Origin of the sequence: Plesiocystis pacifica SIR-1 (assembly GCF_000170895.1) — a bacterium.
Taxonomy (GTDB): domain Bacteria; phylum Myxococcota_A; class Polyangia; order Nannocystales; family Nannocystaceae; genus Plesiocystis; species Plesiocystis pacifica.
The window spans coordinates 95,173-115,839 of the sequence record NZ_ABCS01000020.1 but is presented as its reverse complement, the minus strand read 5'-3'; the positions used below and the strand labels follow the sequence as shown (position 1 = coordinate 115,839).

The window sequence follows — 20,667 nt, the reverse complement described above, 5'->3', positions numbered from 1 at the left end:
CGGAACGGCGGTCGAGGAGCATCTGTCCATCAGCCGCGCCCCGCGTCCCTCGCCTCGACCAACCAGTCGCCAGAGCGCACCACGCACGCACTGTGGTGCAATTGCGCGATCACTACGTGCCGGTGGGAACCAAGCGGGGACAACCGCAATGGAGATTGCGTGGTGTCCCGTGTCGTACGCAAGCTCTGTCCCCCCGCTCCCGCGCAAGCGCGTTCACAAACAGCGTTGAACAGCGCGCGACGGCCCGCCCTGGCGGCGATCATCGGCGCAGGCCTGGCGGGGTGCTCCGGAGAGCCTCCCGAGGACAGCTTCTCCCTGGGCGTGCTCGACGTGGGCGAGAGCGAAGCGACCAACGAGGGCCTCGACGAAGCCAGCACCGACGCGGGCGTGACCGGCAGCGAGGGCGCCGATGGTTCGGGCGACGCAGACACCGGAGAGGCGACGACGGGCACCTCGGACGACGCCAGCGAGCTCGACGAGGGCGGCGTGAAGTGGGACCTGTTCGGCCACGACATCCCCCCAGACTGCGGCGGCGGCGGAGGCAGCCTCAGCCAATCGATGATCTGGATCGCCAACTCGGCGCAGGGCAGCGTGTCGAAGATCGACACCCAGACCCTGGTCGAGGTCGGCCGCTACTGGGTCCGGCCCGACCACGGCGGGAGCCCCTCGCGGACCTCGGTCAACCGCGCCGGAGACGCGGTCGTCGCCGCGCGCACGGGCGGCGTGACCATGGTCCGCTTCGACGCCGCGGACTGCGAGGACACCAACGGGACCCCGGGCGTGCAGACCTCTTCAGGCGCGGCGGACATCCTCGACTGGGACCAGGAGGAGTGCCGCGGCTGGCACACCCCGACGGCGCACGCGAGCATCCGCGCCCTCGCCTGGACCGCAGGCGAGTGGGACCCCGAGACCTGCGAGTGGACCGGCGCCAAGGTCTGGGTTGGGGCCGACTTCGGGACCTCGGGCAGCGCCGAGGTCCTGCGCCTCGACGGGGAGACCGGGCTCATCGAAGACACCGTCCCGCTCCCCGACATGGAGATGTCCCTCAACGTCGGCCCCTACGGCGCGGTCGTCGACGGCGAGAACAACCTGTGGCTCGCCCAGATCTACGCCAAGGACCTGACCCGGGTCGACCACGACACCCTCGAGGTCTCGACCTGGCAAGAGCCGATCCACACCTACGGCATCGCCTACCACGACGATCACGTGTACCTGTGCAACCGCGAGATCTCGCGCTTCGACCCCGTGACCGAGGCCTTCACGACCGCGCTGGTCGAGGACTGGAACGGCTTTTACGGCCACACCGGCGGCTGCATGGTCGACTCCGAGGGGGTGCTGTGGAAGGCCGTGGACGACACCCTCTACGGGGTCGATACCGAGAGCCTCGCGGTGCTCGACAGCATCGCCATGCCCGAGGGCATGCAGTGGGGCGTCGCCGTCGACTTCGACGGCTACGTGTGGACCATCCCGCGCGACGGCTCCCGGGCCTACCGCGTCGATCCCATCGACCACTCCATCGAGACCGTCGAGGGCCTCGTGGGCGCCTACACCTACAGCGACATGACCGGCTTTTCCCTGGACAGCGCGGCGGCGGGCTAGCGTCGAGATGGACCCTGGCGCGACATCTCCCCCGAGCTCCGAGCGCTCCCCGGACGCCTTCGACCGGCACTTGCGAACGCTCGCCCTCGGCCCGAGCTCCGAGGAGGACGAGGCCCTCGCGCGCCTCGAGGCCCGCCTGTTCGGCCAGCAGGCCCCGAGCATCCTGCGCGGGCGCTACGTCTTGCTCGAGCGCCGGGGGAGCGGGAGCGGCGGGGTCGTCTATCGGGCCTACGACCCGCGCCTCGATCGCCAGGTCGCGCTCAAGCTGCTCCGCCACCGTGACCGGCCCAGCCCACGCGCCGCGCACAGGCTCGAGCGCGAGGCCCAGGCCCTCGCCAAGCTCAAGCACCCCAACGTCGTGACCGTCTACGACGTCGGCGTCCACGGCGGGCGGCTGTTCGTAGCCATGGAGTTCGTCGAGGGTCAGACCATGCGCGAGTGGTTGGGCCGGGCCGGGCCAAAGCCCCGCAGCTGGCGGGCGATCCTGTCCGTGTTTCAGGCCGCGGCCCGGGCCCTCGCCGCCGTCCATGACGCGGGCCTGGTCCACCGCGACTTCAAGCCCGAGAACGTCATGATCGACACGGACGGGGTCGCCCGCGTGATGGACTTTGGGCTGGTCGCCGGGCCCGAGCACCTCTTTGGCGGCTCGACCAGCGACGAGCGCCAGACCCCAGAGGACTCCAACCCCCAGATCACGCGCACCAACGCGCTGGTCGGGACCCCCGCGTACATGGCCCCCGAGCAGCTCGAGGGCGGACGCGCCAGCCCAGCGAGCGATCAGTTCAGCTTCTGCGTCGCCCTCCACGAGGCCCTGTTTGGCGCGCGGCCTTACCCCAAGCTGAGCGACGAGCTCCCCGAGCAGCCCATGGCCCTCCCCCCCGCCAGGGCGCGGCGCGTACCCGCCTGGCTGCGCGCCGTCGTGGCCCAGGGGCTCGCCCCCGACCCGCGCGCCCGCCATCGAGACATGCAGGCCCTGAGCCACGCGCTCGAGGCCGGAGAGAGCCGGCGCCGACGTCGACGCGTCGTCGCCCTGCTCGCCGCGGGGCTCGCCCTCGTCGCCGCTCCCCTGCTCGTCGAGGGCGAGCGCGAGCGTCAACACCTGCTGCAGTGCGAGGCCGCTGGCGATCCCATCGCGGAGGTCTGGAGCCCGCGCGCCCGCGCCGAGCTCCTCGACACCCTGCTCGCCACGAAGCTCAGCTACGCCGACGAGGTGGGCGCGCAGCTCGAGCGGCGCCTCGACGACCACACCCGCCGCTGGCGAGCCGACGCCGCCCTCGTCTGTGACCGAGCGGTGCGCGAGCCGAGCTGGGACGCCGCGCAGGTCGACAAGGCCAACTGGTGCCTCGAGCGGCGCCGCATCGAGCTCGAGGCCCTGCTCATCGAGCTCGGCCGCGGGGGCAAGCAGAGCGTCGATCGAGCCCTCGAGCTGAGCTCGACCCTGAGCCCGAGCGCGAGCTGCGTGGACCCCATGACCCTCGCGGCCCAGCCCTCGGCCCCGGCCCTCGGCGCCCGGGGTCAGGTGCTCCGCCTCCACCGCGACCTGTCCCAGGCGCGCTTTTTGAACCTCACCGGCGAGCACGACGAGGCGGGCGCCCTGGCTCGAGCGGTCCGCGGCCTCGCCGAAACCCAGGGCTGGGGCACCCTCGCCGCGGCGGCCCGCCTGCGCGAGGGTCAGAGCTTCATGGACGCCGGTCGCCACGAGGAGGCCCTCGCCCCCCTGCGAGCGGCCTACTACGCCGCGGCCAAGCGCGGCGGCTGGACCCTGGCGACCGAGGCCGCGCTCGAGCTCGGCGCCGCGCAGATGGAGACCGCCGACTACGACGGCTTTCGAGACTGGATGCGCCACGCCGGCGTCGCGGCGAAGCACGCTGGCGATCCGGAGGGCTCGTGGGAGGCCCGCATCGCCCTCTCGTGGGGCGTGCTGGCGCTGACCGAGGGCGAGTTCGACCTCGCCGAGCGCCACTTCCGGCGGACCCTCGAGCTCTACGAGGCCAACCTCGACCCCCACCACCCCGACCTCGCCGTCGTCCTCAACAACCTCGGCGGGGTCTACTTCCTGCGCGAGGACTACGGCCACGCCGCCGAGTTCATCGGCCGGAGCCTCGAGATCCGCGAGCGCGCCCTCGGGCCCGGCCATCCTGGGCTCGGCTACATGCTGACCAACCTCGGTACTCTCGAGGCCAAGCGTGGCAACGACGCGCGGGCCCGCGAGCTGCTGACCCGCTCCGTCGAGGTGCGCACCCGCGGCTTCGGCCCCGAGCACCCCGACACCGCGACCAGCCACCACGCCCTGGGCGACTTCCTGGTCGCGCGCGGCGAGCCCGAGCTCGGCCTCGAGCACCTCCGCCGCGCCTCGGAGATCGTCGACGGCCACCCCGGGGTCGACCGGCGCACGCTGGCGATCTTCCTGGCCGGAGAGGCCAAGGGCCACGCCGCTGGGGGCGACCTGGCGAAGGCCTGCGCCCGGCTCGAGCGAGCCCTGCGGATCTTCGAAGACGAGCGCGCCGACGGCCACGAGTCGGAGCTGAAGTACCCCGAGTACGAGGCGCTGTTGGGGCGCTACCGCCTGCGCGAAGGTGAGACCGAGGCCGCCCTCGGCCTCCTCCAGTCGGCGCTCCGCAGCCAGCGCGAGGTCCTCGATGCGCGCAGTCCAGCCCTGGCTCAGACCCTCGTGGATCTCGGCGACGTGCACCTGGCGCGGACCAATTGGAGCGCCGCCGAGCGAGCCTACGCCGAGGCCGAGGCCATCTACCTCGGCACCCCCGGCGCGCCCCAAGAGGGCCTCGCCCGAGCTCGAGCCGGCCTGTCGCGGGCTCGTGGGGGCCCCCGCTGATCGCGCTCGGGAACCAGATCGCCGCCCGCGACATGTCTAGAGCGTGGACACTTCACGCTGCTGGACTCTGTGCGCCCTGCTCGGCGCAGGTTGCTACGTCGGGGTTGCGACCGACCCCGGTGAACGGGCCGAATCGGACACGGGCGGCCACGCCTCGACCGGCGGCGAAGACGAGGGCGAGCCCAGCTGCGAGGCGGGCGTCACCGAGCTCGGCCCCGGGGCCATGGCCCGGCTGACCCGGCTCGAGTACAGCCACGCCGTCCGCGACCTGTTCGAGATCGAGGTCCCCCTCGACGAGCTCCCCGACGACGAGCTGCTCGGGCCCTTCTCCGCCAACCTCGACGCGCCCCCCTCCGAGCTCGAGCTCGAGGCCTACATGGATCAGGCCGAGGCGATCGCGGCCGCCGTCGCCGAGCAGCCCGAGCGCGTGCTCGACTGCGCCGCCGAGGGCATCGACGAGCCCGACGCGTGCGCCGACGCCTTCATCGAGGTGCTCGGGCGCAGGGCCTACCGCCGCCCGCTCAGCGACGCGCAGCGCACCCAGCTGCGCGGGCTCTACGAACTCGGCGTGGCCCAGGGCGGACCCAGCCGGGGCCTCGAGCTCGTGACCACCGCCGCCCTCGAGAGCCCGCACTTCCTCTACCACGTGGAGATCGGGGTGGAGCTCGGGGTGGAGCCCGGGACCGGACCGAGCGAGGCCCTGCGCCTCGACGCCTTCTCCCTCGCCGCGCGCCTGTCCTTCTTCCTGTGGCGCTCGATCCCCGACGACGCCCTCCTCGACGCCGCCGAGCACGGCGAGCTCGACGAGCCCGCGGGGCTCGAGGCCCAGGTCGAGCGCATGCTCGACGACCCCCGAGCGGCGCGCGGGAGCGCGGCCATGTACCGCCAATGGATGGGCCTCGAGGGCGAGTTCCCCGACAAGTCGTCCGAGAGCTTCCCGGCCTACGACCCCAGCCTCGCCCCGGCCATGCGCGAGGGCCTGGGTCGCTTCGCCGCCGCGATCATCCACGACGACGGGGGCTCCATGGCCGGCCTGCTCGAAGATCCCCGCGCCTTCGTCGACGCCCCGCTCGCGTCCTACTACGGCGTCGAGCTCCCCCCCGATCCGGCCGGCGACGACGGCCTGCACCGCGTGGACCTGCCCGGCGACGAGCGGGCCGGGCTGCTGACCCGCGCCGGGGTCATGGCGATGCACGGGCACTTCAACCAGACCGCGCCGGTCCAGCGCGGCCGCTTCGTCCGCGAGGCGCTGCTGTGCCAGCCCATCCCCGATCCGCCGCCGGACGTCGACGACACGCCCCCGGCCCTCGACCCCGACCTGTCCGTGCGCGAGCGCTTCGCCATGCACTCCTCCGAGGCGGGCTGCGCCTCCTGCCACACCCTCATGGACCCCATCGGCTTCGCCTTCGAGCACTACGACGGGGCCGGGCGCTACCGGACCGTCGACGGCAACCTGGCCGTGGACGCGAGCGGCGAGCTCACCAACACCGAGGACCTCGACGGCAGCTTCTACGGCGCCATCGAGCTGTCCGAGCGCCTGTCCGACAGCGACCAGGTCCGGGCCTGCTTCGTCCGCCAGTACCTGCGCTTCGCCCTGGTCCGCCCGCTCGCGGCCGAAGACGACTGCACCCTCGCGGCGCTCGAGGAAGCGTTCGCCGCGTCGGACGACACCGTCGAAGCCCTGATGCTCGCCGTCGCCACCTCCGAGTCCTTCCGCCTCCGCCGCCCCCGCCCCCTGCCCGAGGAGTCCAACTGATGTCACCGCGCCGCTTCGCCCCCCCACACAGCCGCCGCTCCTTCCTCGCCGCCCTCGGTCTGGGCGCTGCCGCCGGGGCCCTCGCCCCCTTCGTCCCCCTGCTGGAGGGCGAGGCCCGGCCCGGCAGCTTCCCCCGGCGCCTGGTCCTGTTCCACACCCCCAACGGCACCATCTTCGACGAGTGGCGGTGCGCGGGCACGGAGCACGACTGGTCCCTCAGCCCCATGCTCGCGCCCCTCGCCAGCCGCAAGCAGGACGTGATCGTCCTCGACGGCGTCGACAACGTGGCCATCTACTCGGGGCCGGGCGCCGGCCACTCGGGCATCGGCACGCTGTGGACCGGGACCGAGCTGCAAGAGGGCGACATGCACGACGTCCCCTCGGGCTGGGCCAACGGCATCTCCGTCGACCAGCTCATCGCCAACCGCCTCGAGGGCCAGACCCCGTTCAAGAGCCTCGAGCTCGGCGTGCGCGTGACCAACAACGCGACGGTGCGCTCGCGCATGAGCTACACCGGCCCCGCCGAGCCCCTGTCCATCGACAGCGACCCCTTCAACGTCTTCGACCGCCTGTTCGCCGACGCCGAGCTCGACCCCCTCGCCCTCGCGGAGCAGCGCGAAGCTCGGCTCGGCGTCATCGCCGGGGTCGAGGCCGAGCTCGAGACCCTCGGCGGGAAGCTGTCCGGCGCCGACCAACACAAGCTCGAGCAGCACCTCGACAACCTGCGCGCGATCGAGGCGCGGATCGAGAACTCCGTCGGCCTCGACTGCGCCATCCCCTCGATGCCCGCCGAGCTCGCCCTCAACGACCCCAACTACGCGGCGATCGGCGCCCTGCAGATGGACCTGCTGACCGCGGCCTTCGCCTGCGACCTCACCCGCGTCGCCTCGATCATGTGGTGCCGCGAAGCCGGCGGCCCGGTGTTCTCGGGCTTCGGCCACGTCGACAACGCGCACTGGCTCTCGCACCGCAAGGAGGAGCCCTACATGAGCCAGCGCCGCCAGATCCACACCTTCTACGCCGAACAGTTCGTCGCCCTCCTCGATCGCCTCGCCGCCGTCCCCGAGGGCGACGGGAGCATGCTCGACAACACCGTCGTGGTCTGGGCCTCGGCGATCTGCGAGAGCACCGCGCACGGCAGCCGCAACATCCCCGTCGTGCTCGGAGGTCGCTGCGGCGGCTACTTCGAGACGGGCCGGTACCTGCGCTACGGCAGCTTCACGGGCTCGCCCAAGCACGCCGAGCACGGGGGGCGGACGAACAACGATCTGCTCATCACCTTGTGCCACGCCATGGGCCAGACCGACGTCGAGACCTTCGGCAACCCGGGCTACTGCACCGGGCCCTTGCTGTGATCGTTCGCAGCACCGCGGGCCGACTTTCGCAGTGACACGGGCGGCGAAACCCAAGATGATGTCCCTGCGAGGTGCGTGGTGATTTGGAACTCTTGCTGGCCTGGCGCGCGGGGGACACCCGCGCGGGCAACGAGCTCGTCCGTCGGTTCTTCCCGAGCATCTATCGCTTCTTTCGCAGCAAGCTCGAGGCCGAGGTCGAGGACCTGACCCAGCAAGTCCTCCTCGCCCTCGTCGAGCGCAGCCCGCACATGGCCAGCGACAGCAACGTCCGGGCCTACCTGTTTGGCATCGCCAGGCGCAAGCTGCTCGCCCACCTGCGCCAGCGCTACGCCCAAAACCAGCACATCGCCAGCGACGTCATCTCGGTCCAGGGCATCGCGGGCGAGTCGCAGGAGTCCTTCAGCGAGCTCGTCCACGCCCACCGAGCGCAGCGCCAGCTGCTGCTCGCGCTGCGCCGCCTGCCCATCGAGCATCAGATCGTCGTCGAGCTCCACTACTGGGAAGGCATGCGCATCGCCGAGATCGCCGAGGTCGTCGAGGCCGCGCCGGGGACCGTCAAGAGCCGCCTGGCGCGGGCTCGGGCCAAGCTCCAGGAGCAGCTCGGCGAGGGCTTCGCGGCGGCAGATCCTAGCCTGGGTGAGGGCATCGACGACTGGGTCAGCTCGATCCGGGCCCTCGCCGGCCCGCCGAGCGCGTGACGCCCAAGGCTGGTGTCTCCACGCGCCCATCTCGAACGATCAAGGTGCGGTCGAGCGCGAGCCCGAGGCGCTCGAGGTTGTGGGTCGCCACGACCACGCAGCGCTCCCGCGCCTGCTCGAGCAGCGCGCGCAAGTCGTCCAGGGCGGCGAGGTCCAGGGTGTTGCTCGGCTCATCGAGGAGCAGCACGGGCGGGTCGACCGCGGACGCGGCCGCGAGCGCGAGCTTGCGACGCTGCCCCGCCGAGAGCGTGGCGAGGGTGCGATCGAGGGCCCCCTCGCCGACCCAACCCACGAAGCGCTCGATGCCCCGCTGCGTCCCGGCCCCGCGCACGCTCCCCGCCGTCTCGAGCAGCTCCCGCGCCGTGAGGTAGGGGAAGAACTCGGGCCCCTCGGCCAGGCGATCCACATGTAGACCAGGGTCATCAGCGCGAGCCCGAGCCCGACGCCGTAGGACGGTTTCATCCCTCGGGGTGAAGTCGGAATCCCCGTGTCATTCACTGACCCGCAAGCTACTCGAGCGGCGCGACCGCTCTACACAGGTCAGGTCCCCGCGAGCTCGCGTACTTCGAAGCCCGGCGAGAGACGACCAAGCGCGCCTAGGAGCAGCTCCTGCTCCAAACCCGAGCGCTCTGCGGTGATCAGCAAAACAGGGCCATCCTCGACCAAGCCCCGCAGCTGTGCGACAGCCTCCCAGTTCTCCTGGTAGTGCCGCTCGAGGCGCTGCCGATAGCGCTCACCATCCCAAGACTCGCCAGCGAAGCGGTTGGCCAGAGCCGCGAGATGGATGTAGTCAGCCCCAAAATGCTCAGCTCGCCGAACGAACTCTCGCCCTCGAAGGCCCAAGCGGAGGAACGAGGGCGCAACGCGTAGATCCACGATCCGACGAACGTCGAGATCGCTAAGCAGGGCATCGAAACCGAGCGCGGCGAGCACCCCAACCGTCGTGCAGATCAGCGCCTGACGCGGCGGTGAAAAGCCCGGTAGCCCTAGCTGCGAGCCCACCGAAGGACCCGAAACCAGCGAAGCGCCGCCAGCGCTTCCTCCACCTTCAATCACTCGAAGGCTCGGTTGGTCCTCGCGCACCGTCATCCCCTGCACCTGCTTGTAGCGTAGAGTCGACCTTCTTGGCCAGCTCTTCCTCGAGTTGTAGGAAGCTCCGCATGAGCACTCGGTCGGAGTGGGCGGGCCCCTCGCGCTCCATCAACCACCCATCCCCGTCTTTGAGCGAGCGCCGTTTTTCAAACAACGCCGAGAACCTCCGAGGGGCGACTCCACTAAAGAGTCGAAACACCACCCGGCGCTCCCCCGACTCGACGCCCTTTTGACCCGAAACCGTCTGCTCGCGGATCGCGTCATCGTGCAGCTCGAGGGCGAGACTCTTGGCGTAAGGCTCGATATAGATCACCTCGGTGAGACCCGAGGCGACGATGTGACGCGCACAACTGTGACACGGGTAGGTCGTACAGTAGAGGGTCCCTTCAGGGGGGACGGGAGTGCCCGCTCGCGCCAGCGCCAGCAACGCGTCCATTTCGGCGTGAATCGCACGAGAGAACTCAATCAAGTCGCGCACTCGAGTCCTCTCGAGGGCTGCTCGAATCATCTGGCTCGTCACACCCTCCCTCAGCGCACGAGAGTCCTCCAGCTTGGTAAAAATATCCTCATAGATTTCCTTCTTCTTATGATCATTGCGGCAGTATGGCCGCTCGTGGGTCCCTGCCCACTTGAAGCAACGCCGATCGGGCAGTCCCTCGGCCTCGGCCTCCTCCTCCGAGTAGAGCCCACCTCCAGGAGCTGGCGGATCGTTGGTCCCGGTCGCCAGAATCTCCCCCTTGGAGTCCGAGATCGCGGCACCGACCTGCCGCGACATGCACGACGATCGCAGCGAAGCCGACCAGGCGGCGTGCATGCCTCGCTCGTCTCGTGTTGGTCGAATGACCTCGACTCCCGTCACGGCCTGCAAGAACCGCTCGAGCGGTTCTCCGAGCTCATCGGCATCCTGCCCCGCATCGTTGGCGACGAAGAAGTCTGCCCGATGCAGGGTCTTGCGCACTTGCTGCCCAACAGGATCAGCGGAGGCATGGTCTCGGTCCATGAGGTCCTCGATCTTCGACTTGTCCACTTCATCCTTGAACTTGAGCCGGAGTCGACTCGAGCGCTCCTTCCGATTGCACAGGACGCCGATCAGGTAGAAGCCTCGCCCGTAGACTGCTCGCAGGAGCTCGATTTCCTGGGGATGCTTGAGCGAATCGAGCACGAACACCCGCGCATTCCCAGGAGTCGCGCGCCGCTGGACATGGATTCTCTTGATGGCCAAGCCCGCTACGAAGTTCGCCCCATAGCGATCCCGAAGACGATCGCCCTCATCTTGGAGCTGGACACTCTCCACCACGGTCTTGGCGTGTCTGCGCTCGAGTTCCATCCGCTCGGCCAGAAGTTCGGAGAGCTTGATCCGCTGTACATCTTCGAACCCGAGACCCCGGAGCTGCTCGACCAGAGCCGCGCTGACTGTACTGAGACCGGACCCGACATATCCCGTGACTCCAAAGACGAGGTCATCGGTTTCCTTCGAGCGAACCTCGTCCCCAAGGAGATCCTCCCGCTGTGAGGCGACCTTCAGCCTGCGTGCGGCAGTACCCATCCCGAGTACATATCACGGGCCGCCGCTGACTCAAGTCACTCGCTCCCCGCCCGGTGGCCCAAATCCGGGCCACCGGCGACCAAAAACTGGAGGCTCCTGGCGTTCCTAGCCAGGCACCTTCAGGGGTGAGGCCGGGTCAGTCGTCGAGGTCGAGCAGCGAACGAACGCCCACCGCAGCCACGACCGCCGCGGCCGCGACCCCCGAGCTGCCGCCCTCATCCGTCGAACAAGCGCAGCCCTCTTCGTCGAGGCTGCCCCCGTCGGCGCCGCCGCCAGTGCCTTCGGTGTCGTCGCCGATCTCGTCCTCGCCGCTCGAGCCATCGGTCCCGGACTCGTCGCCGCTGCTGCCAGACTCCTCCGTCGACCCGTCCGTCGTGTCGGTCTCGCCGGTGTCCTCGGTCTCGCCAGTGTCCGTGCTCTCCTCGGTGTCCGTCTCCTCCCCGGTGTCGGTCTCCTCCTCCTCGCCGCCCATCATCTCGGGGAAGGGCCCGGTGACGACGAGGGTCAGGCCGTCGCCCTGGATGTTGACGAACAGCGCCTGGCCGTCGGGCGAGAAGCACACGCCGGCGAACTCGCTGTCGCTGGTGGCGTTGCGCGCGAAGTCGCAGACCTCGCCCTGGTCGTTGATCCAGCGGATGTACTGGTCGCCGCCGCCGTCCTCGGCCATGAACACCTCGCCCCAGGGCGCGACGGTGATGTTGTCGGGCTTGTCGAGCACGCTGGTGCTGGTCGAGCTCACGACGCACTCGAGGGTCGGGCTGTCGCCGTCGATGAGCCGGAAGATCTGGCCGGCGCCCGCCGGGCCGCCGCTGGTCGAGCAGATGTAGACCTGGCCCTCGAAGAACCACATGCCTTCGCCGCGGACGATGATCGCCGCGCCCTTGTCCTGGGCCTCGTCGCGGACGGAGTCGCTGTCGGGGTCGGGCTCGTCGATGTCGACCCAGTCGACGTCGACCACGTCGCCGGGGTCCATGTTGGTGGTCGCAAAGTTGTCCTGGCCGACGACGCGCAGGGCCTGGAGCTGGCCCGTGAAGGGGTCGCTCATGTCGTCGGGGACGAAGCGGTAGAGGCAGGAGTCGCCGCGGTCCTCGCTGAGGTAGGCGTGGAAGTTCGAGGGGTCGACGGCGACGGCCTCGTGGTTGTAGCGGCCGTAGCCCTCGACAGGCTGCGGGTCCTGGACGGAGTCCGCGTCCGTCGGGCACACGAAGGTGTAGCCGTGGCGCACGCCGCCGTTGATGTCGACGTTCTCCTCGCAGCTGAGCCAGCCCCAGGGGCTCGGGCCGCCGGCGCAGTTGCGGACCGTGCCGACGAGCACGAGGTTGCTCGAGATCCGCTCGTAGGTGCCGGCGTCGATGACCAGGCGGGTGACGCCGCCCATGGCCGCGGCCTCGTAGGCCTCGTCGGGCGGGAGCTGGCCGAGCTTGTAGGGGCCGTTGAGGATGTCGCCGACGCTGTTCTCATGGTTGCGCATCAGGATCAGCGTGTCGTCGGGGCCCTCGAAGCAGGCCATGCCGTCGGGGCGACCGGGGACGCGGTAGCCGTCGTCCATGTCCTCGCCGGCCTCCTCGATGATCGCGTAGCTGAAGCCCTCGGGCAGGTCGAGGATCCCGTTGGGATCGGAGACCAGGTCCCCCCAGCGCCCGCGCGCCGCGGCCCGGCGGTTGCTCGCCAAGGTCGCGAGCGCGGCCGCCAGAGAAGCGGCGCCAGAGGTGATCAAGAACTTACGTCGGCCAAGTTCGCGCATGGCCGGACTCTCGTCGCCGAGTGCAGCCGGGCCATGAAGCTGCCGTTACGAATCCAACCCGAAGCGTTACGAGTTCAACTCGAAGCGTTGCGAATTCGACGCAGCCCTACTCGCAGATGCCCTCGGGGCTCCCGCACGCCCCCGCACCTGCGCAAGTCCCACTCTCGCACTCCGCGTCGAAGCGGCACACCTGGCCCGCGACCAGCGCGCCCGGGCAGTACTCCTCGTCGCACTCCTGGGGGAACTCCTGCAGGCGCTCGAAGTGCGAGGGCAGCACGGTCACGCCCGAGCCGTCCATCGCCGGGAGATCGGGGATCGGCCCCGAACGCATGCCCTCGGCCCGCTCCCACATGCGCACGAAGTCGTCGGCGGAGCGGCGCAGAGGCTCGACGTCGGAGCCGAGCAGCTCGAGATCGTCGATGAGATCGCCGAGCAGGCTCATCTCGCTCAGGCCCTTTTGGTCGAAGGGCGTGCCGAGGGTCAGGCCCTCGAGGCGCTCGTCGCGTTGCTGGCACTGCGCCTCGACGGGGAAGGACGCCGAGCAGCCGTCAGCCGCAAAGCGCGGCCGGGTCTGCTGGATGAAGCCGTTGAGGTCCGAGCCCATGCCGATGGCCACCTGCAGGCCCAGGCGCCCGTAGTCGTAGGCCTGGGCGAAGGAGCGGCTCGAGCCGTGGCAGGTGTTGGTGACCGGCGAGGGCTCGTAGGTGTTGGTCTCCTCGTGGGCCGTGCGCAGCCCGACCATGCCCCCGGTCTGCCGGACCATGTCGACGATGAACATCGGCGTGGTCTTCTCCTCGCGGCCCTTGGCCGGGAGCATGATCTCGCGGAAGTGGGCGTGGGACAGGTAGAGCGGGTAGTAGTCGTTGGCGACGGCGATGTCGTAGACGTCCGCGGTCATCGCCTCGGACATGTGCGCGAGGTCCACGGGCATGCCGCGCTCGATCATCTTCTCGATCAGCGCCGCGCCCTCGTCGGTGAGGCCCTTGGTGTTGCGGCAGTTCTCGTCGACGTCGAAGCCGAGGGTGACCGAGCCCGAGGTCAGCCCGCAGTCGGTGTCGATGTGGCAGCTCTCCTCCATCTGCGTCATGTGGAAGATGGTGTTGTGCGGCGCGGCCCCGCCGAAGCGGTTGTCGAGCTGGTGGACGGGCTGGAGGGTGCGCACGCCGAGGGCGTAGACCTCCTCGAAGCTCGCCTCCCAGTCGCCGTCGCCGAAGATGTGCGAGGCCTCGATGCTCAGGACCATGGCCAGCTTGTCCTCGGACACGATGCGCCGGGCGTCCTCGGCCGACAGCGCGATCTCGACCCAGTCGTTGGCCTCGGCGAAGGCGTTGGCGCGCTCGAGCTGGATGATGACGTCGTCCATCTCGTCGCAGTCCGGGCGCTCGACGTTGGCGGGCTCGATGGCCCGGCACAGCCAGTCGAGGGTCACCGCCGACATCACCGATACGCGCAGGCCGTCCTCGTAGGCCTGCTCGAGCCAGCCCTCCCAGGACTGCTGGTGGGCGATGGCGTCCCAGCGCGGCCAGCCCTCGAGCTCGGGCCAGCCGTCGGTGCGATCGGGGTGCAGGCCGGTGTCGCCGTCGCTGCCGGGGACCTGGGCGAGGAGCTCCGCGATGCCCAGGCCGTTGAGGTTGAGCAGCGCGCCGAACAGCGGGACCTGGAGCATGGCCTCGGTGTAGATGGCCTCGTCGCAGGCGGTGAACAGCACGGACAGGTCCTCGCGCAGCATGCCGTGGTCGCCGGGCGTGCCGCCGTCGCACATCGCCAGGGCGATCTCGGCGGGGCCCTCGACCTGGCCGTGGAACCAGCCCCCGCCGAAGGCCTCCTCGGCGAACATGTGCAGGTGCAGGTCGGCGACGCCGGTCAACGGCTCGGGCTGTTCGCCGGTCTCGCCCGTATCGGCGGTGGTGTCGGCGGTGGTGTCGGCCGTCGTGTCCGGCTGGCTGATCTCGTCGCCGCCCTCGCCGTCGTCGCCAGGGCACGCGGTCACAGACAGGAGCAGGCCCAGGCTGAGCGGGGTGGACCAGAGCGAAGAGCAAGACAGGCGACGCATCTTCGGGAGTCTAGCCTCCCGATCTGAAAGGCCCAAGGGCGCTCGCCCCTGGGCCTTCGGTCGGATTGTCCGGCTTCGAGCCGAGCGATTCACTGCGGCGTGATCGTCACGCGCACGACATCGCTCACCGCGGGGTAGGCGTAGCCGTCGTCGACGACCATGACCACGCCGCCCTCGTCCGCGCCCGTATTTGGACCGCTCTGTCGCGGCGCCTGGTCCAGCCCCGCGCCGGGGAACTGGTTGACCTCGGTGCCCGCGTCCCACAGCTGAATCTGCGCGGTGAGGTCCCCCGAGATCGGCGCGCCGTCCTCGCTGAACAGCGCGAGCCCTGCGGCGTCCAGGCCGTAGAACAGGTCGTTGGACTGGACGAGCATGTTGGCGAAGCTCAGGTGATCGCCAGGCGCGGCCTCGACGGTGAAGCTGTAGCGCGCACCCGAGAACAGCGGGCCCGGGCCGTCGGCGCCCTCGGGCACGGCGTAGGCCCCCGCGGCGTAGCCCGCGTCGAGCAGCGAGGCCTCCAGCCCCGAAGGATCGCCGTCCTCCGCCAAAGCCTCGAGTCCCTGGCCGAGGTCGGCCTCGCCGACTTCGAACAGCGCCGGCTGCTCTCCGTGCACGACCCAAACCCCTGGGGCCAGGGGTCCCACCAGGGCCGTACGCTCCGCCAACGCCGCGGCGAGACCATCGATCGCGCCATCCTCGGCCAGGGCCTCGAGACCATCGCCCGCGTCTGGCTGACCTTCCATGAACAGCGGGGCCTCGCCCTCGCCGTGCACGGCCCACACGCCGGGGGCCACGGGCACGGGCGAGTCGCCCTCGGAGCTGGTCAGGGTCGTCCCCGTGGAGACGTTGGTCAGGCGCAGGCTGAACATGCTGTCGCCGTGGGCGATGAGCTCGACGCTGAGCACGTCGGACACCTCCGGGAGGTTGCCGAAGTCGTCGCTGGCCAGGCGCACGCTGGTGTCCGGATCGGCCGGGCCCGTGTCCGCGTCGCCCTGGTTGAGGACCTGGTTGGGCCCCGCCCCCGGCTCCTCGTTGGCCTCCGTGCCCGCGTCCCACAGCAGCACCTCGTCGGTCACGTCGCCCGAGCGCGGGTTGCCCTCGGCGTCGTAGAGCGCGATACCGTCGCTGTCCGGGCCGTAGAAGAGGTCGTTCGAGGGCACGAACATGTGCGCGAAGCTGATCGCGTGGCCCGGGCCGGCGTGGAAGTCGACGACGTAGGTCGAGCCGGGCAGCAACGGGCCAGGCTCGTCGGCGCCCTCGGGCACGGCCGTGGTGCCGCTGAGCAGGTGGCCGGTGCTCGGCGAGACGTTCTCGATCTCGACGACGAAGGTCTGCGCCTCGCCCCCGGACTCCTCCTCGCCCTCGTCCTCCGTGCTGTCGTCCTCGCCCTCTTCGTCCGCGTCGGCGCCGTCGGTCCCGTCCTCGCCCAGCTCGTCGCCGTCGTCCGTCGGGTCCATCGGATCCGTGCACGCCGCGAGGCTGAACCCGAACAGGGTCGCAAGGGAAAGGGCAGTGATCGAAAGACGGGAAGATTGATCGAATTGCAGTGTCATGGTCTGGCTTCTCCTGTCCCGACTTGCTCCGCCGCTGCGCGCAGGTCCCCGTCGTCGCGCCCTCCCGCGAGCCTGGACAGGCTCCGCGAAAACGTGCGTCTAGAGGCGCCTGTGCTCAAACAACGGCATTTGGGAGCCGGGCGCGTTCGCTGATGTCCGCCATACCCAGCAACGCACCGCGCAGTTACAACCCATCTCGCGCGGCACTCACACGGCTTTTTTCTCGGCCAGCGTTACGTTCTCAAGAACGTCCCGTTTTGACCGCGGTGGTCAGCGACGAAGAGCTCATGTCCCGCTATCAGCGAGGCGACCGTGCAGCCTTTCGGCAGCTGTTCGAGCGCTACGCTCCCCGCCTGCGCCGGACCATGCTCCGCGGCCTCCACGACCGCGAGGTCGCCGACGACCTCCTGCAGCAGACCTTCCTCCAGCTCCACCGAGCCCGGGCCGACTACCGCACCGACGCGTCCTTTCGGCCGTGGATCTACACCATCGCCCTCAACGTCAAGCGCAGCTACTTTCGCCGGGTCGGCCGGCGCTCCGAGGGCGCGCTGGCCATCGACCCCGCGTCCATCGACGGCGACCCCGACGAGCTCATGGCCGCCCGGGAGCTGCGCCAGGCCGTCGCGACCTTGCCGGCGGCCCAGCGCCAGGTCGTCGAGCTGTTTTGGTTCGAGGGCTTCAGCTTCCCCGAGATCGCCGGCGTGGTCGGCTCGACCCACGGCGCCGTCAAGGTCCGCGCCCACCGGGCCTACAAGAGCATCCGCGCCACCCTCGAGCGCCAGGGTGTAACCGAGCCGGGGCAGCTCGCATACCTGGGGAGGCTCGCACCATGAGCACGACCGACGACCACCCCCAGACCGAGCCGCGCCCGGACGCGAGCGGCGAGTTTGACGATCTGTTCGCGCGCATCGAGGCGGACATCGAGCGCGAGCGCGGACTCGCCGCGCGCCTGCGCGCGCTGCCGCGGTGGCTGGCCATCGCCCTGGCCGTGGGCCTCATCCTCCTGTTCGCCGGGCTGTGGCTGTGGCTGTGGCCGCGCTCGGACATGCACCTCTACCCGGACTGGCGCCTGCTGCTCGAGCTCGCCGCCCTGGCCGCGCTGTCGATCAGCGCCGTGCACACCTTCCTCAGCGGCCCGCGGCTGTGCCCCACGCACGAGCCCCTGATCGCGCTGCGCCTGCTCGGCCACCTGATCGTCGCCCTGGCCATCGTGTTCATGCCGCCGGCGCACCTGACCGAGCCCTACCTCAGCGCCGGGACCGGCTCGATGCTGTGGCCGTGCGCGACGGCCTGCCTGAGCATCGGCACGAGCGCGGCCCTCCCGGTCCTCGGCCTCATCCTGCTGCTCGATCGCGGCTCGGCGATGCAGGTTCCGCTCACGCGCATGCTCGCCCCTGCCGGCGCGTGGCTGGGCGGGATGCTGGTGCTCCAGCTCCACTGCCCCATCCTCGCCCACGAGCACCAGGTCCTCGGCCACGCCGGCGTGCTGGTCCCCGTGCTCGCGGTCTGGGCCCTGATCGAAGGGCTACGCCGCGCCCGGAACGAGTCGGTCTAGGAGCGCGTCCACCTCGGCCTCGACCCGCAGCAGCGCGCGGTGCTCGGGGGCGACGAAGCCCTCGGCGATCATGTGCTCGACCATGGCCACGAGCGGCTGCCAGTAGCCGCCCACGTCGAGCAGCCCGATGGGCTTTTGGTGCAGCCCGACCTGGGCCCAGGTCAACATCTCGAACAGCTCCTCGAGGGTGCCCATGCCCCCGGGCAGCGCGACGAAGGCGTCGCCGAGCGCGGCCATCTGGGCCTTGCGCGGGTGCATGCCGCTGACCACGTGCAGCTGCGTGAGCCCGCGGTGGCCGACCTCGCGGGCCTCGAGAAACTCCGGGATCACCCCGACGACCTCGGCGCCTCGCTCGAGGGCCGCGTCGGCAACGACGCCCATGAGCCCGACGTGGCCGCCGCCGTAGACCAGGCTCAGGCCGCGAGCCGCGAGGGCCTCGCCCATCGCCCGGGCGGCGGCGACGTACTCGGGCCGCGCCCCCACTCGGGAGCCACAAAAGACGCACACACGACGGAGCGGGGAGGTCACGGCCGCCGGAGTAGCACGACCGCCCTCACTCCTCCACGGCCTGGGGGTTGCGCGCGATGACGCCGCCCAGGGTGACCGCCATGCCCAGCACGAGCACGTTGGTCGGCGGCGCCCACATCAGCAGCGACCAGCTCGGCGCCGCCCCGCCCATGCCCAAGACGCTGAACAGCCCGAAGGTCCACAGCAGCGCGAGCGCGCCCAGGGCCAGGTAGACCAAGGCGACGCGGGTGTAAGAGCGCGGGATCTTCGAGATCACGCGGACCCACAGGTGCGGCGCGAGGGCCAGCAGGCCCGAGTGGTAGGTGAACATGGCGATGGGTCCCCGCGGGGACCAGCGCCACCCCGAGCAAGAGCGCGAGCCCGGTCCCCAGCCACAGCCCGCCGCCTTCGAAGCCGCTGACGTCGAGGTACAGGTTGACGACCAGGGCCGGGAGCACGGCGATCACCATGAGCGCCGCGCCTCGGCCCAGGTGCTCGAGGAGCCGGTCCCCCGCGGCCTGAGGGAGCTTCCGCCGCCCCTTGGCGACGTGGGCGAGGATCAAAAAGTAGGTCGCGGCCAACCCCGCGATGTAGAAGAGAATTCCGACCAGGGTCAGGCCCAAGACGACGAAGATCAAGGGCGCCGCCGCGGCGAGGGCGAAGGCCATCCCCTCGATGCCCCACAGGCGCAGCAAGTCCTCGCGCATGGCCGCGAGCACGACGGGGTCGAAGAGCGGGCGCTCCTCAGAGTCCGGCGCGGCCTCCTGGACCCGCGCGATGCCTCCCGAGCCCACGAACTGCACGAAGCCGTGCGCGACCGATCGTCCGTCGTCCGCCGCCGCCCGGTCCGCGCCGAAGCTCTGCAAGTGCGCGACGAAGGCCTCGACGTCGGCGGGGCCGAGGCTCGGGAGCTCCCCGAGCTCCCGCGCGCCGACGAACTCCTCGAGCACCGAGCGCTGGCGAATCCGCTCTGCGGGGCTCATGGGGTGTTGAGAGGCTTTTTCACGCACGTAGCCGGTGATGATCCCGGCCATGTCCAGCTGCTGCGCCACGACCCCAGCCTAGCGCAGACGCCGGGGCCCGCCGCGTCGCTGGCGAGATCGACACAGGCGCTTGGGTGGCCCCCGCCAGGCTGACGGATCCGCCAGCCGCAGCCATCACCCCCGTGGGTGAACCGCTAGCCCAAGATGCACACGCCGACGTCGCCGAAGCTCGGCGGCGCCTGGCCGGGCTCGAAGAAGGGCACGCAGCTGCGCGGCGCCGCGCAGGTGTCGGGCCCCGTGATGTCGCACCACGGCGTGCAGCAGTTCACGTCGCTACCGCTGCACTCGGGCACCAGGGCCTTGTCGACGCAGGCCAAGCCCGGCACGCAGTCGTTGGTCATGTCGCAGGCCTCGAGGTCGCCCCCGGGGCTCGCGACCAGCCCGCAGTCGAAGCCGTTGCCCGCCCAGTAGCAGCCGTAGTCCAGCGGGCAGTCCTGGGCGAGGGGGTGGCACTGCTTCGCGCACAGAGCCACGGCGCCCGAGAACAGGCAGCCCCAGCCCTCGGGGCACATCAGGTCCTGGGGCGAGCCGACGCAAAAGGGCACGCAGGTCCCGTGCAGCTCGCCCTCGACCCACTCGAGGTTCCAGCAAAAGCCCTCGCCGTTGCAGTCGTCCTGGGCCTCGTTGAAGTCGCTGAGGGTGCACGGCTCGCCCCAGATCTTGTCGCCGAGGATCGGCATGCACTTGTTGGCGTCGAGGAAGGGGCTGCCCTCGACGGTGGCATAGGGCACGCACTTGTGGGTGGGGAAGCAGTCCTGGGCCAGGGGCGCGCAGGGCTCGTTGGTGACGTCCGGCGGGGTGCCCCAGGTGTCCACGCCGTCAAAGCTGTCGCTCTCGTCGACGTCGTCCTGGTCGTCGGCGTCGGTGGACTCGTCGGCGCTCGCCGTCGTCGCGCTCGCGGTCTCGTCCTCGGACTCGTCGGCGGTGTCGCTCGTGGGGCCCTCGCTCGCGGTGTCGCTGGTGGGGGCCTCGTCGGAGCTCGAGGTCGGCCCGTCTTCGCCCACGTCGTCGTCGGTGGTCGAGGCCGTCGTCGCGCCATCGTCCGCGCCCGCCCCGGGCCCGCCCTCGTCGGCCTCGTCGCCCTCGCCCAGGGAGCCGAAGTTGTTGTTGGGCAGCAGATCTCGACCGCAGCCCGCGAGCGCCATCAGGCTCGCCAGCACCAGGGCTGATCTCGTGTGCCACCTCGACCCCATCGCCGCGCTCGACTCTAGCAGCCGCCCCATCGCCGCTCCATGACCCCGAGCGCCCGGATCCTTCCCCCGCCCTGGCTCCATGGGGCTCCATGGGCTCCACGAGGCTCCACGAGGCTGGCGCCTGGCCTCCAGCCGCACCT

16 protein-coding genes and 1 pseudogene are annotated in these 20,667 nt (G+C 70.6%); 8 read left to right on the top strand and 9 right to left on the bottom strand.

Features of this window, described 5'->3' with window-relative positions:
* Window positions 1-225: 225 nt before the first annotated feature.
* From PPSIR1_RS13010 to PPSIR1_RS12990, 5 genes are all read left to right on the top strand, one after another.
* Window positions 226-1,599, top strand: coding sequence for an NHL repeat-containing protein (locus tag PPSIR1_RS13010; protein ID WP_006971533.1), 1,374 nt, complete (start codon window positions 226-228; stop codon window positions 1,597-1,599).
* 7 nt (window positions 1,600-1,606) lie between these two features.
* Window positions 1,607-4,432, top strand: coding sequence for a serine/threonine-protein kinase (locus PPSIR1_RS13005; protein ID WP_006971532.1), 2,826 nt, complete (start codon window positions 1,607-1,609; stop codon window positions 4,430-4,432).
* A gap of 43 nt (window positions 4,433-4,475) precedes the next feature.
* A complete protein-coding gene (locus tag PPSIR1_RS13000; RefSeq protein ID WP_006971531.1) occupies window positions 4,476-6,188 on the top strand; it encodes a DUF1592 domain-containing protein in 1,713 nt (570 codons plus the stop codon).
* Window positions 6,188-7,543, top strand: coding sequence for a DUF1552 domain-containing protein (locus tag PPSIR1_RS12995; protein WP_006971530.1), 1,356 nt, complete (start codon window positions 6,188-6,190; stop codon window positions 7,541-7,543). The genes PPSIR1_RS13000 and PPSIR1_RS12995 overlap by 1 nt, the downstream gene beginning before the upstream one ends.
* A gap of 71 nt (window positions 7,544-7,614) precedes the next feature.
* On the top strand, window positions 7,615-8,241 hold the full coding sequence (locus PPSIR1_RS12990; RefSeq protein WP_086001285.1) for an RNA polymerase sigma factor: 627 nt from the start codon (window positions 7,615-7,617) through the stop codon (window positions 8,239-8,241).
* Here the strand turns inward: PPSIR1_RS12990 and PPSIR1_RS12985 are convergent.
* From PPSIR1_RS12985 to PPSIR1_RS12955, 6 genes and pseudogenes are all read right to left on the bottom strand, one after another.
* Window positions 8,201-8,653, bottom strand: a pseudogene (locus PPSIR1_RS12985) (ATP-binding cassette domain-containing protein); the annotation flags it as partial. The gene PPSIR1_RS12990 and the pseudogene PPSIR1_RS12985 sit on opposite strands and share 41 nt — an antisense overlap.
* Window positions 8,654-8,781: 128 nt before the next feature.
* A complete protein-coding gene (locus PPSIR1_RS12980; RefSeq protein ID WP_086001284.1) occupies window positions 8,782-9,330 on the bottom strand; it encodes a DUF488 family protein in 549 nt (182 codons plus the stop codon).
* Window positions 9,290-10,879 (bottom strand): anti-phage dCTP deaminase, encoded by a 1,590-nt coding sequence (locus PPSIR1_RS45990; protein ID WP_086001283.1) that lies wholly within the window; start codon window positions 10,877-10,879, stop codon window positions 9,290-9,292. Before PPSIR1_RS45990 ends, PPSIR1_RS12980 begins: the two co-directional genes overlap by 41 nt.
* 136 nt (window positions 10,880-11,015) lie before the next feature.
* Window positions 11,016-12,623, bottom strand: coding sequence for an alkaline phosphatase PhoX (locus tag PPSIR1_RS12965; protein WP_045115908.1), 1,608 nt, complete (start codon window positions 12,621-12,623; stop codon window positions 11,016-11,018).
* A gap of 106 nt (window positions 12,624-12,729) precedes the next feature.
* A complete protein-coding gene (locus PPSIR1_RS12960; RefSeq protein WP_053335357.1) occupies window positions 12,730-14,676 on the bottom strand; it encodes a membrane dipeptidase in 1,947 nt (648 codons plus the stop codon).
* An 89-nt stretch (window positions 14,677-14,765) separates the two neighbouring features.
* Complete coding sequence (locus PPSIR1_RS12955) at window positions 14,766-16,229, bottom strand: spondin domain-containing protein (RefSeq protein ID WP_157595496.1); 1,464 nt, start codon at window positions 16,227-16,229, stop codon at window positions 14,766-14,768.
* 287 nt (window positions 16,230-16,516) lie between these two features.
* On the opposite strand from PPSIR1_RS12955, the gene PPSIR1_RS12950 reads away from it, so the two are divergent.
* Window positions 16,517-17,062 (top strand): RNA polymerase sigma factor, encoded by a 546-nt coding sequence (locus PPSIR1_RS12950; RefSeq protein ID WP_045115927.1) that lies wholly within the window; start codon window positions 16,517-16,519, stop codon window positions 17,060-17,062.
* Complete coding sequence (locus tag PPSIR1_RS12945) at window positions 17,059-17,784, top strand: hypothetical protein (protein ID WP_006971520.1); 726 nt, start codon at window positions 17,059-17,061, stop codon at window positions 17,782-17,784. Before PPSIR1_RS12950 ends, PPSIR1_RS12945 begins: the two co-directional genes overlap by 4 nt.
* On the opposite strand, the gene PPSIR1_RS12940 is transcribed toward PPSIR1_RS12945, so the two are convergent.
* Window positions 17,755-18,312, bottom strand: a complete 558-nt coding sequence (locus PPSIR1_RS12940) for a TIGR00730 family Rossman fold protein (protein WP_045115907.1) — start codon at window positions 18,310-18,312, stop codon at window positions 17,755-17,757. The two genes, PPSIR1_RS12945 and PPSIR1_RS12940, sit on opposite strands and share 30 nt — an antisense overlap.
* 25 nt (window positions 18,313-18,337) lie before the next feature.
* Window positions 18,338-18,622: a hypothetical protein gene (locus tag PPSIR1_RS12935; protein ID WP_045115906.1), complete on the bottom strand. Its 285-nt coding sequence runs from the start codon at window positions 18,620-18,622 to the stop codon at window positions 18,338-18,340.
* Between PPSIR1_RS12935 and PPSIR1_RS12930 the strand changes: the two genes are divergently transcribed.
* Window positions 18,621-19,427: a hypothetical protein gene (locus tag PPSIR1_RS12930; protein WP_045115905.1), complete on the top strand. Its 807-nt coding sequence runs from the start codon at window positions 18,621-18,623 to the stop codon at window positions 19,425-19,427. The genes PPSIR1_RS12935 and PPSIR1_RS12930 overlap by 2 nt on opposite strands.
* Window positions 19,428-19,468: 41 nt before the next feature.
* Here PPSIR1_RS12930 and PPSIR1_RS12925 read toward each other — a convergent pair whose 3' ends face one another.
* Complete coding sequence (locus PPSIR1_RS12925) at window positions 19,469-20,494, bottom strand: hypothetical protein (RefSeq protein ID WP_006971518.1); 1,026 nt, start codon at window positions 20,492-20,494, stop codon at window positions 19,469-19,471.
* Window positions 20,495-20,667 lie beyond the last annotated feature (173 nt).

What these genes read in the sequence shown, in the direction of transcription:
- PPSIR1_RS12980 (WP_086001284.1), bottom strand. Translation starts at nt 9,330, where the DNA reads ATGACGGTGCGCGAGGACCAACCGAGCCTTCGAGTGATTGAAGGTGGA.
- PPSIR1_RS12960 (WP_053335357.1), bottom strand. Translation starts at nt 14,676, where the DNA reads ATGCGTCGCCTGTCTTGCTCTTCGCTCTGGTCCACCCCGCTCAGCCTG.
- PPSIR1_RS12950 (WP_045115927.1), top strand. Translation starts at nt 16,517, where the DNA reads ATGTCCCGCTATCAGCGAGGCGACCGTGCAGCCTTTCGGCAGCTGTTC.
- PPSIR1_RS12930 (WP_045115905.1), top strand. Translation starts at nt 18,621, where the DNA reads ATGGCGATGGGTCCCCGCGGGGACCAGCGCCACCCCGAGCAAGAGCGC.
- PPSIR1_RS12965 (WP_045115908.1), bottom strand. Translation starts at nt 12,623, where the DNA reads ATGCGCGAACTTGGCCGACGTAAGTTCTTGATCACCTCTGGCGCCGCT.
- PPSIR1_RS12955 (WP_157595496.1), bottom strand. Translation starts at nt 16,229, where the DNA reads ATGACACTGCAATTCGATCAATCTTCCCGTCTTTCGATCACTGCCCTT.
- PPSIR1_RS45990 (WP_086001283.1), bottom strand. Translation starts at nt 10,879, where the DNA reads ATGGGTACTGCCGCACGCAGGCTGAAGGTCGCCTCACAGCGGGAGGAT.
- PPSIR1_RS12935 (WP_045115906.1), bottom strand. Translation starts at nt 18,622, where the DNA reads ATGTTCACCTACCACTCGGGCCTGCTGGCCCTCGCGCCGCACCTGTGG.
- PPSIR1_RS13005 (WP_006971532.1), top strand. Translation starts at nt 1,607, where the DNA reads ATGGACCCTGGCGCGACATCTCCCCCGAGCTCCGAGCGCTCCCCGGAC.
- PPSIR1_RS12945 (WP_006971520.1), top strand. Translation starts at nt 17,059, where the DNA reads ATGAGCACGACCGACGACCACCCCCAGACCGAGCCGCGCCCGGACGCG.
- PPSIR1_RS12995 (WP_006971530.1), top strand. Translation starts at nt 6,188, where the DNA reads ATGTCACCGCGCCGCTTCGCCCCCCCACACAGCCGCCGCTCCTTCCTC.